Annotated in this window: 9 protein-coding genes and 1 pseudogene; all 10 read left to right on the forward strand. The window is 48.4% G+C overall.

Annotated features, from left to right (window positions below; genetic code table 11):
• Window positions 1-138 precede the first annotated feature (138 nt).
• On the forward strand, window positions 139-2,238 hold the full coding sequence (flhA, locus tag KIV40_RS18775) for a flagellar biosynthesis protein FlhA (RefSeq protein ID WP_005531105.1): 2,100 nt from the start codon (window positions 139-141) through the stop codon (window positions 2,236-2,238).
• 27 nt (window positions 2,239-2,265) lie between these two features.
• Window positions 2,266-3,777 (forward strand): flagellar biosynthesis protein FlhF, encoded by a 1,512-nt coding sequence (flhF, locus tag KIV40_RS18780; RefSeq protein WP_005531106.1) that lies wholly within the window; start codon window positions 2,266-2,268, stop codon window positions 3,775-3,777.
• Window positions 3,778-3,791: 14 nt separating this feature from the next.
• Window positions 3,792-4,679 carry a MinD/ParA family protein gene (locus tag KIV40_RS18785; RefSeq protein WP_285350727.1) on the forward strand — a complete coding sequence of 296 codons (888 nt, stop codon included), beginning with the start codon at window positions 3,792-3,794 and terminating at the stop codon, window positions 4,677-4,679.
• The gene (locus KIV40_RS18790; RefSeq protein WP_005433165.1) at window positions 4,672-5,406 is read left to right on the forward strand and encodes an RNA polymerase sigma factor FliA; all 735 of its coding nucleotides are present in this window, start codon (window positions 4,672-4,674) and stop codon (window positions 5,404-5,406) included. The genes KIV40_RS18785 and KIV40_RS18790 overlap by 8 nt, the downstream gene beginning before the upstream one ends.
• Before the next feature lie 45 nt (window positions 5,407-5,451).
• A complete protein-coding gene (gene cheY / locus KIV40_RS18795; protein WP_017635949.1) occupies window positions 5,452-5,820 on the forward strand; it encodes a chemotaxis response regulator CheY in 369 nt (122 codons plus the stop codon).
• A 119-nt stretch (window positions 5,821-5,939) separates the two neighbouring features.
• Entirely contained in the window at window positions 5,940-6,680 is a 741-nt protein-coding gene (locus tag KIV40_RS18800) for a protein phosphatase CheZ (protein ID WP_005433162.1), read from the forward strand.
• A gap of 9 nt (window positions 6,681-6,689) precedes the next feature.
• Window positions 6,690-8,936: a chemotaxis protein CheA gene (locus tag KIV40_RS18805; RefSeq protein WP_285350729.1), complete on the forward strand. Its 2,247-nt coding sequence runs from the start codon at window positions 6,690-6,692 to the stop codon at window positions 8,934-8,936.
• 29 nt (window positions 8,937-8,965) lie between these two features.
• Window positions 8,966-10,081, forward strand: a complete 1,116-nt coding sequence (locus KIV40_RS18810) for a chemotaxis response regulator protein-glutamate methylesterase (RefSeq protein WP_285350730.1) — start codon at window positions 8,966-8,968, stop codon at window positions 10,079-10,081.
• Window positions 10,082-10,089: 8 nt separating this feature from the next.
• Window positions 10,090-10,869, forward strand: coding sequence for a ParA family protein (locus tag KIV40_RS18815; protein WP_005531116.1), 780 nt, complete (start codon window positions 10,090-10,092; stop codon window positions 10,867-10,869).
• Window positions 10,859-11,004 (forward strand): annotated as a pseudogene (locus KIV40_RS18820) (chemotaxis protein CheW); the annotation flags it as partial. The gene KIV40_RS18815 and the pseudogene KIV40_RS18820, both read left to right, overlap by 11 nt.

An 11,004-nucleotide genomic window follows, 5' to 3' on the forward strand; every position in this document is an offset into this window, starting at 1 on the left:
CACACATTGCTTATATCGTGCTAATCAACAACAATACCTAAACTTTTAGGCGAAAGCCGTCGCGTAATACTAGTGACATGTGTGTACTCACATGCTTCTTTTACGTGATGCTCCAGACCGATTGAGACACCTCGCAGTATGAAGTTAAGCCTGCCATTTGCAGATAAATTACCAAGAATTCCACAGCGTTCCATGCCCGCCATTGGTGCGCCTGTTATGGTATTGGCCACCCTTGCAATGGTGGTGCTACCTATACCTGCATTCCTGCTGGATTTATTCTTCACCTTTAACATCGCCTTAGCCATGGTGGTGTTGTTAGTGACCGTTTACACACGTCGTCCACTCGACTTTGCGGCGTTCCCAACCGTTCTGCTTATCGCGACGTTGTTACGTTTGGCGCTGAACGTTGCTTCAACTCGTGTTGTACTTCTGTACGGTCATGAAGGGGGCAATGCGGCCGGTAACGTAATCGAAGCCTTTGGTAACGTTGTTATCGGTGGTAACTACGCCGTCGGTCTTGTGGTCTTCCTTATCTTGATGATCATTAACTTCATGGTTGTAACCAAAGGTGCGGGTCGTATTTCAGAGGTAAGTGCTCGCTTCACATTGGATGCCTTGCCAGGTAAGCAGATGGCGATCGATGCGGACTTGAACGCTGGTTTGATTGACCAAGACCAAGCGCGTTTACGCCGTTTTGAAGTGACTAAAGAAGCCGACTTCTACGGTTCAATGGACGGTGCGTCTAAATTCGTAAAAGGTGATGCGATTGCGGGTATTTTAATCCTGTTCATCAACATCATTGGCGGTCTATCGATTGGTATGGCGCAATACGGTTTGGGCTTCTCTGAAGCAATGCAAATCTACACCTTGCTGACTATCGGTGACGGCTTGGTGGCACAAATTCCATCGCTGTTATTGTCTATCGCGGCTGCGATGATGGTAACGCGTCAAAATACTGATGAAGACATGGGCGAACAGCTGATTTTCCAGATGTTCGACAACCCGAAAGCCCTCATGATCACTGCAGCGATCCTCGGTGTGATGGGTATCGTACCGGGCATGCCTCATTTCTCGTTCTTATCATTAGCGGTTGTTGCTGGTGGTGCAGCTTACTGGCTCGACAAGAAGCAAAAACAAAAAGCCAAAGAACCCGCTTTACCCGCCAAAGCAGAAGATGGCAGCGAACCGATTTCTCAACGCGAATTGTCGTGGGATGACGTACAACCCGTCGATATCATCGGCCTAGAAGTAGGCTATCGTCTGATTCCGTTGGTGGATCGTGACCAAGGTGGTGAGCTGCTTGAGCGCGTGAAAGGGGTGCGTAAAAAGCTATCTCAAGACTTCGGTTTTCTGATTCCTGCGGTGCATATCCGTGACAACCTAGAACTCACACCAAACAGCTACCGTATCACCTTGATGGGGGTTGCCGTGGGTGAGGCCGAGATTCGCCCAGATCAAGAGCTGGCGATTAACCCCGGTCAGGTTTACGGCATGATTGAAGGCGAACCGACCATGGACCCTGCATTCGGTTTAGAAGCGGTTTGGATTCGTGAAGAGCAGCGTGAACATGCTCAAGCATTAGGTTACACCGTGGTGGACTCATCGACAGTGCTTGCTACCCATTTGAGCCAACTACTGACTAACAACGCGTCACAATTGATTGGTCATGAAGAAGTACAGAACCTATTGGAAATGCTCGGTCGCAGTGCGCCTAAGCTGGTTGAGAACTTTGTTCCTGACCAACTTCAGCTTGGTGTGGTGGTGAAAGTCCTGCAGAACCTGCTCAATGAAGCGATTCCAATTCGTGATATTCGAACCATCGTACAAACCTTGGCGGAGTACTCGAGTAAGAGTCAAGAACCTGACATTTTAACTGCCGCAGTACGCATTAGTTTGAAACGTCTAATTGTTCAAGAAATCAATGGGATAGAGCCTGAACTACCAGTGATAACCCTGATTCCTGAACTGGAACAAATATTGCATCAAACCATGCAGGCTTCAGGCGGCGAATCTGCCGGTATTGAACCGGGATTGGCTGAGCGACTTCAGTCCTCCCTGAGCCAAGCGACACAAGAGCAAGAACTGAAAGGCGAGCCTGCGGTTCTGCTGACATCTGGCGTATTGCGTTCGACATTAGCGAAGTTCGTTAAGAACACGATACCTAACCTCCGAGTACTGTCTTACCAAGAAATACCGGACGAAAAGCAGATCAGAATTGTGCAAGCCGTGGGCAACTAACCCGCGCATCATTAATGGATTTATAGTTTGAAAATTAAACGATTCTTTGCCAAAGACATGAGAACGGCGCTGCTCCAAGTGAAAGAAGAGCTTGGTGCAGAAGCAGTGATCATGTCGAATAAGAAAGTGGCAGGCGGTGTAGAGATCGTAGCGGCAATCGATGGTGAGTCGAACGCAGCACCAACTTCGCAAGCACACTCTCTTCCTAATCGTGGCGCAGCTCAACCAAATCGTTATAGCGAACAACGTCAATTGCCGTCATCCGCAGCAGAGCGTTATCAAGATCGCCGTTTGGATGAAGACAGAATTAGCCTAAACGCAAACAGCGAAAAATCAGGCTCGATGACGCAACGTTTCGCCAACATGCTCAAGCAATACAGCGGCGGGGCAGCAGAATCCGATGACCATGTGGCAGAGAACGAAGACTCTTTGTCGGCATTGCTGCAGCGCCAAAATAAGCACCGTGAAAGCTATAACCAAGAGAAGCCAGCGCCCTATCAACCAGACTCGCCATTGGCGAAGCTGATTGCACAAGATAACCGATTCGACCGCCCAACGCCTAAGTTGGATCCAACGCGCTATGACCGTCGTCGTCCATCGGATGAGCGAGAAGATTCAGAAAGTGAGCTGGAGAACATGCGCGAAGAGATGACGTCGATTCGTCGTCTGTTGGAGCATCAAGTGTCAGGCTTAATGTGGCAAGAGGTAGAGCGTCGTGAGCCATTGCGTGCGATGTTGATTAAGCGTTTGGAACGCATGGGTGTATCACCTGAGCTTGCAGACCAGATGGCTTGCTACATTCCAGAAGATACCAAACCGGCGCGAGCTTGGAAGGCACTGCTTTCTCTCGTGGCGGATCAAATCAGCATTCCAAAACAAGACATCCTCAAGCGTGGCGGTGTGGTTGCACTGCTGGGCCCAACGGGTGTTGGTAAAACGACCACGGTTGCAAAACTTGCAGCGCGTGCGGCGATGGAGTTTGGTGCCGACAATGTGGCCCTTGTGACAACCGATACATATCGCATAGGTGCACATGAGCAGCTCTCAATTTACGGAAGAATTATGGGTTGTCCTGTAAGAGTTGCTAAAGATTCTAACGAGTTAGCCGATGTTATATATCAGCTACGAAACAGAAGACTGATTTTGGTCGATACGGCAGGGATGGGGCAACGAGATGTAAGACTCTCTGAGCAGCTTGATACCCTAATGCAAGAGAGCGGAGAAGTGATTCACAGCTACCTTGTTTTGCCAGCTACCGCACAACGTCGTGTTCTACAAGAAACACTGGATCATTTCCGACGCATTCCGTTGTCGGGCTGTATTTTGACTAAGCTTGATGAATCGTTGAGTTTAGGTGAATTCATCAGCGTGGTGATTCAGAACGCGATGCCAGTGGCCTACATTGCCAATGGTCAGCGCGTGCCAGAAGACATTGTGATAGCACAACCAAAATACATGATTGCGAAAGCAAATGAACTGTTAGAGAAGTCGACAGAGAACGAACCTCACTTTTGGAACAGTGACAGCGAAGGACTCTAGGGCGGCGGACTACTATGACTGAGAATATGATACACGATCAAGCAAGCGGCCTCCGTCGCTTAACACAACCATCATTGACTAAAGTAATTGCTGTTACTGGCGGTAAAGGTGGCGTGGGTAAATCAAACGTAACACTGGGTCTGGCGATCTGTATGGCACGCCAAGGCAAAAAGGTGATGGTTCTCGATGCTGACCTAGGTCTAGCCAATGTGGACGTTATGCTCGGAATCCGTTCAAAACGTAACCTAGGGCATGTCCTTGCGGGTGAATGTGAGCTAAAAGATGCGATTGTTGAAGGCCCTTATGGTATAAAGATAGTCCCTGCAACTTCTGGCACACAAAGCATGACCGAGCTGTCTCACGCTCAACATGCTGGACTCATCCGTGCATTTGGTAGCCTTGAAGAAGAAATGGACGTCCTGCTGATTGATACAGCAGCGGGCATTTCTGACATGGTGATTAGCTTTTCACGTGCAGCTCAAGATGTTGTGGTTGTTGTCTGCGATGAGCCGACTTCTATCACAGATGCCTACGCATTAATCAAGCTGTTGAGTAAAGAACACCAAGTTCAGCGCTTCAAAGTTGTTGCAAATATGGTCAGAAGCTACCGTGAAGGCAGAGAATTATTCGCAAAGTTGACACTAGTCACAGAGCGCTTCTTGAATGTCAGCCTTGAACTCGTAGCATGTATTCCATTGGATGACAAAGTACGTCAAGCCGTGAAAAGACAGAAGATTGTTGTGGATGCATTCCCTCGTTCTCCTGCGGCTTTAGCGATCAGCTCATTAGCAAACAAAGCTCTGACGTGGCCACTGCCAAAAACACCAAGTGGACACCTAGAGTTTTTTGTCGAAAGACTGTTAAATCGTACTGAATTCACAGAGGCCCCTTTTGGTGAATAAAGCGATTACCTATGACCAACATGGCAAATTTAACAGCCAGCAGGCGTTCATTGAACGTTACTCGGTGTTGGTTAAGCGTATTGCTCATCACCTGTTAGGCCGTTTACCGCCGAGTGTTCAGGTAGAAGATTTAATTCAGGCCGGCATGATCGGCCTTATCGAAGCTCAGCAGAATTATGATGGTTCTAAAGGTGCGAGCTTTGAAACTTATGCAGGTATCCGAATTCGCGGTGCAATGTTAGATGACATTCGCAAAGGCGACTGGGTGCCTCGTTCTGTTCATAAGAACAATCGCGAAATTAACCAAGCGATCGCAGAGCTGGAAGGTGTACTAAATCGTGACCCATCGGACTCAGAAGTAGCAGCGCATCTTGGTATGACACTAGACCAATATCATAGTGCACTTACCGACATAAACTGTTCAAAACTGGTGGGAATTGAAGATTTAGGCGTCTCTGATGATGTGATTTCACCGGCTGATGAAACTGATGACAGCAACCCATTTAAGGGCGTTGCTGATGAATCGTTCAAAAAAGCACTGGTTGAATCAATAAAACAACTTCCAGAGCGTGAAGCGCTAGTACTTTCGCTTTATTATGACGAAGAACTCAATTTGAAAGAAATTGGCGACGTGTTGGGTGTAAGCGAATCTCGCGTAAGCCAAATACTGAGTCAAGCGATGCAACGTTTACGCACCAAGCTCAGTGCGTGGACACAAAATGACTAAACACACTGATTTTACGATTCAGTGGAGGCAATTTTGAATAAAAACATGAAGATCCTTATTGTTGATGATTTCTCAACAATGCGCCGTATTGTTAAAAACCTGCTTCGTGACTTGGGTTTCAATAACACTCAGGAAGCGGACGATGGTTTAACCGCATTACCTATGCTGAAAAAAGGTGACTTCGACTTTGTTGTAACTGACTGGAACATGCCAGGTATGCAGGGCATCGACTTGCTGAAACACATCCGTGCCGATGCAGAACTTAAGCACCTACCTGTTCTAATGATCACAGCGGAAGCAAAGCGTGAGCAGATCATCGAAGCAGCTCAAGCAGGCGTTAACGGTTACATCGTTAAGCCATTTACGGCTGCAACGCTAAAAGAAAAACTAGATAAAATCTTCGAACGTTTATAACTCTTTCTTTCTCTTTGTTAACCGAGTCATCACTCCTAATACTTAATACTAAAGGGTGGCTCGTTTGACGCTAAAAAAGCGAAAAGGAAGAACTAAACGTAAAAAAGGGTCTATTCAGGATGATCTCACTAGAGCAGGCGAAGTCACTCGTTCAGATGCTAGAAAGCGGGGAACAAGATCAAGCGAATGCGCTTGTTGCCTCGATATATGAAAGCGATGGGAATCCGATGTTAAAAGAAATCGGAACATTAACCCGCGACCTTCATGATTCACTTAAGCACTTCAATATTGATCAACGCATGACAGAAATTGCCAGGGCGGAAATCCCTGATGCAAGAGACCGTCTGCAATACGTGATTGATAAAACTGAGTTAGCAGCAAATAAAACGATGGACGCGGTAGAGTGCTGTTTGCCTATCGCCGATAACCTGCATGAGTGCCTTCAACAAGTTCGCCCTCAGTGGAACGAACTCATGCACGGACGCATTGAATTAAGCGATTTTAAAGCGCTTTGCCATCGTATTGATGAGCTGTTGGTTCAGGTCGAAGGTGATAGCACTGAATTGCGCGGTCAGCTGACCGAAATTCTTATGGCACAAGACTTCCAAGACTTAACGGGTCAAATCATTCGTCGCGTGATCACGCTTGTCAATGAAGTGGAAGATCGCCTGGTTGAGATCTTGACCGTCTTTTCTGGCAATAAACCAGAAGAACAGACTCAAGTTTTGCCAGAACCGTCAGATAAAAAGATAAAACAATCAAGCGAAGCAGAAGGCCCAATTCTTAATCCTGAGCAAAGGGAAGATGCGGTCTCGTCGCAGGACGAAGTCGACGACTTGTTGTCCAGTCTTGGATTTTAAAGGTAACGTATGAGCTACGATTTAGACGAAGATATTCTTCAGGACTTTCTCATTGAGGCTGGAGAAATCCTAGAGCTGCTTTCTGAGCAGCTTGTTGAACTGGAAAACAATCCAGAAGACAAAGATCTCCTAAACGCGATTTTCCGCGGCTTCCACACAGTGAAAGGCGGTGCTGGTTTCCTATCATTAGCGGAGCTGGTGGATACCTGTCACGGTGCCGAGAACGTGTTCGACGTGTTGCGAAACGGTCAACGTTCAGTGACGCCAAGCCTGATGGACACCATGTTGAAAGCGCTTGATACGGTTAACCATCAATTCCAAGCGGTACAAGATCGTGAACCTCTAGACGCGGCAGATCCTGCGTTGCTAGAAGAGCTTCACCGCCTATGCAAACCAGAGTCTGAAGACGAAGTGGTCGCTGCCGTTGAAGCGCCAGTCGTAACGCCAGAGCCTGTTATTCCTGAGCCTGTCATCGAGCAACCAGCTGCGCCAGTTGAGTCTGCTCCTGCATCTTCAAGCGTTGGCTCTGTTGACGAAATCACCCAAGACGAATTTGAAAAGCTATTGGACGAGCTGCACGGTAAAGGTTCTGCTCCGGGTGCGTCTGCACCAGCGCCAGTAGCTCCAGCTGCACCAGTTCAGGCAAGTGCGCCTGCAGCGGACAGCGGCGACATCACTGATGATGAATTTGAACGTCTATTGGATGAGCTACACGGTGTGGGTAAGAGCCCATCAGCATCAGATGTTGCTCCAGTAGAGCCGGCTAAAGCGCCAGAGCCAGCTGCTCCAGCAATGTCAGCATCCACTGACGGCGATCTGATGACTGACGAAGAGTTTGAAAAGCTGCTCGACGAATTGCATGGTGCGGGTAAAGGTCCATCTATCGAAGAATTAGACTTTGCGACCAAACCAGCATCAGAAAATGTGGTACCTGAAACGCCAAAACCGGCACCTGCACCTCAGCCAGCTCCAGTAGCGGCTGCGCCTTCTCCAGCACCTGCTCCGGCTCCTAAGCCAGAAGCAAAACCGGTTGCGGTAAAAGAAGAAGCAAAAGCACCTGCGGTTAAGAAGCCACAAGCGGAAGCAACGGTACGTGTTGATACTTCGACGCTAGACACCATCATGAACATGGTTGGTGAGCTTGTATTGGTGCGTAACCGTCTACTAAGCCTTGGTTTGAACAGCAACGACGAAGAAATGTCGAAAGCGGTAGCAAACCTAGACGTCGTGACTGCAGACCTTCAAGGTGCAGTGATGAAAACGCGCATGCAGCCAATCAAGAAAGTATTTGGCCGCTTCCCACGTGTTGTTCGCGACTTGGCTCGTAACCTAAATAAAGACATCGTGCTTGAAATGCGCGGTGAAGAGACCGATCTAGATAAAAACCTAGTAGAGGCGCTAGCGGATCCATTGATCCACTTGGTGCGTAACTCGGTTGACCACGGCATCGAAATGCCATACGACCGAGCGAAAGCCGGTAAATCTCGTACTGGTAAAGTCATCCTGTCGGCATCACAAGAAGGCGATCATATCGAACTGGCTATCGTTGACGATGGCGGCGGTATGGATCCGAACAAACTTCGTGGCATCGCAGTGAAACGCGGCATGATGGACGAAGATGCTGCAGCGCGTCTATCAGACAAAGAATGTTTCAACCTGATCTTTGCACCAGGCTTCTCAAGTAAAGAGAAGATTTCTGATATCTCTGGTCGTGGTGTAGGTATGGACGTAGTTAAAACCGCGATCAACACCCTAAACGGCTCTATCGATATCGATTCAGAGCTGGGCAAGGGCACCAAGATCACCATCAAGGTTCCACTGACACTGGCAATTCTTCCAACACTGATGGTCGGCGTTGGCGGTCATCCGTTCGCTCTGCCATTGGCGTCGGTGAACGAGATTTTCCATTTAGATCTAAGCCGTACTAACGTGGTGGATGGTCAGTTGACGATCATCGTACGTGATAAGTCTATTCCACTGTTCTACTTACAAAATTGGTTGGCTTCTAAGTCTCCTCGTGTCCAGGAGCGCACAGGCCACGGTCATGTTGTTATCGTACAGATCGGCAGCCAACGTGTTGGTTTTGTTGTGGATACATTGATCGGCCAGGAAGAAGTGGTGATCAAGCCACTAGACAATCTATTGCAAGGCACGCCAGGAATGGCAGGTGCGACGATCACCAGTGATGGCCACATCGCATTGATTCTTGATGTGCCAGACCTACTTAAGCAATACGCTGCAGCTTCGCGCATCTAAGCGAAGCTGGAGTCGATAAAAGGAATAAGATGGCGATTAAAGTACTAGTCGTTGATGATTCGAGTTTTTTCCGTCGTCGCGTAAGCGAAATCATCAACTCAGAATCGCGCCTAGAAGTGATTGACGTTGCGGTTAACGGCAGAGAAGCGGTTGAGAAAGCCAAAACTCTCAAACCTGACGTCATCACTATGGATATTGAAATGCCAGTCATGGACGGTATCACTGCCGTTCGTGAAATCATGGCTGCGTCTCCTACGCCAATCCTGATGTTTTCGTCCCTGACTCATGATGGGGCGAAAGCAACGCTTGACGCACTAGACGCTGGTGCGCTGGATTTCTTACCGAAAAAGTTCGAAGACATTGCTCGCAACCGTGATGAAGCGGTGTCACTGCTTCAACAGCGAGTGATTCAAATTGCGTCTAAGCGCGCGTTTATGCGTCGTCCAATTGCGCGACCAGCGGCTGCTGCGACCAGTTCAACAGCGCGTCCTTTGACTTCTCGCACTGCTACGCCGACTGCATCTGCGCCAAGTCGTCCGATGGCAGCGAAATTCCGTGCATCAGGTAAGAAGTATCAGCTAACAGCAATTGGTACGTCGACTGGCGGTCCTGTTGCGCTACAAAAAATTCTGACTCGTTTACCTGTTAACTATCCACATCCAATCGTGCTTATCCAACACATGCCAGCGACATTCACAGCGGCATTTGCAAGTCGTCTAAACACGCTATGCAAAATCCAAGTGAAAGAAGCGCAAGATGGTGATGTGCTGCAAGCGGGTGTGGCTTATCTTGCCCCAGGCGGCAAACAGATGATGGTTGACGGTCGTGCTGGTGCTGCTCGTCTTCGTATTATCGATGGCGGCGATCGCATGAACTACAAACCGTGTGTCGATGTAACCTTTGGTTCCGCTGCAAAAGTCTACGGCGACAAAGTGTTGTCAATGGTACTGACAGGCATGGGCGCTGATGGTCGTGAAGGTGCACGCATGCTGAAATCAGCCGGTTCCACCATTTGGGCTCAAGACGAAGAAAGTTGCGTCGTTTATGGCATGCCACAAGCGGTTGCGAAAGCGGGCATCTCTATTGAAGATTTACCACTTGAACGCATTGCAGAGCGCATGCTGGTGGAAGTGGGCTTAGCGTAGGAAAGATCATGATCGTTTGGAGTGTAGCTAACCAAAAAGGTGGGGTAGGGAAAACCACATCAACCGTGACATTGGCCGGTCTACTTAGCCAAAAAGGTCATCGTGTTTTGATGGTGGATACCGATCCGCACGCGTCGCTGACGACTTATCTTGGTTATGATCCGGATGCAGTAACATCAAGCTTGTTCGATCTTTTCCAACTCAAGACGTTTTCACGTGAGACGGTGAAACCGTTGATCTTAGAAACCGAGCTTGAAGGGATGGACATCATTCCCGCGCACATGTCGCTTGCTACGCTAGATCGCGTAATGGGCAACCGCAGTGGAATGGGTTTGATCTTGAAGCGCGCATTACAAGCTGTCGCTCAAGACTACGATTATGTTTTGATTGATTGTCCGCCGATTCTAGGTGTGATGATGGTTAACGCATTAGCAGCCAGTGACCGCATTTTGATTCCGGTTCAAACCGAATTTCTTGCAATGAAAGGTCTGGAGCGCATGATTCGCACCCTGACTATCATGCAAAAGTCTCGTCCGGGTGGCTTCAAAGTGACTATCGTTCCGACTATGTACGATAAGCGCACCAAAGCCTCGTTGCAGACACTGACTCAGCTTAAGAAAGACTACCCGAATCAGGTGTGGACTTCGGCTGTGCCTATTGACACCAAATTCCGCGATGCGAGCTTGAAACATTTGCCTGCATCGCATTTTGCTTCTGGCAGTCGTGGCGTGTTTGCTTATAAGCAACTGTTGATTTACTTGGAGAGGTTAGCGTTCGATGAGCAATAACGACGTACTTTCCAGTGAACAAGCACTTGATGATTACTTCAGTGCTTTACTAGGCGAAGAGGTCGAAGTTATTGAGCAAGAAGAAGAGCTTGACTTGCTCGCTCAAGAACTATCATCTGCAGAGCCAGAGCCAGA

Source organism: Vibrio sp. D173a (assembly GCF_030248475.1).

Bases quoted from the DNA above. Each gene is read 5' to 3' on its own strand.
- flhA (WP_005531105.1), top strand. From the start codon at position 139: ATGAAGTTAAGCCTGCCATTTGCAGATAAATTACCAAGAATTCCACAG.
- KIV40_RS18785 (WP_285350727.1), top strand. From the start codon at position 3,792: ATGACTGAGAATATGATACACGATCAAGCAAGCGGCCTCCGTCGCTTA.
- cheY (WP_017635949.1), top strand. From the start codon at position 5,452: ATGAAGATCCTTATTGTTGATGATTTCTCAACAATGCGCCGTATTGTT.
- KIV40_RS18800 (WP_005433162.1), top strand. From the start codon at position 5,940: ATGATCTCACTAGAGCAGGCGAAGTCACTCGTTCAGATGCTAGAAAGC.
- KIV40_RS18805 (WP_285350729.1), top strand. From the start codon at position 6,690: ATGAGCTACGATTTAGACGAAGATATTCTTCAGGACTTTCTCATTGAG.
- KIV40_RS18810 (WP_285350730.1), top strand. From the start codon at position 8,966: ATGGCGATTAAAGTACTAGTCGTTGATGATTCGAGTTTTTTCCGTCGT.
- KIV40_RS18815 (WP_005531116.1), top strand. From the start codon at position 10,090: ATGATCGTTTGGAGTGTAGCTAACCAAAAAGGTGGGGTAGGGAAAACC.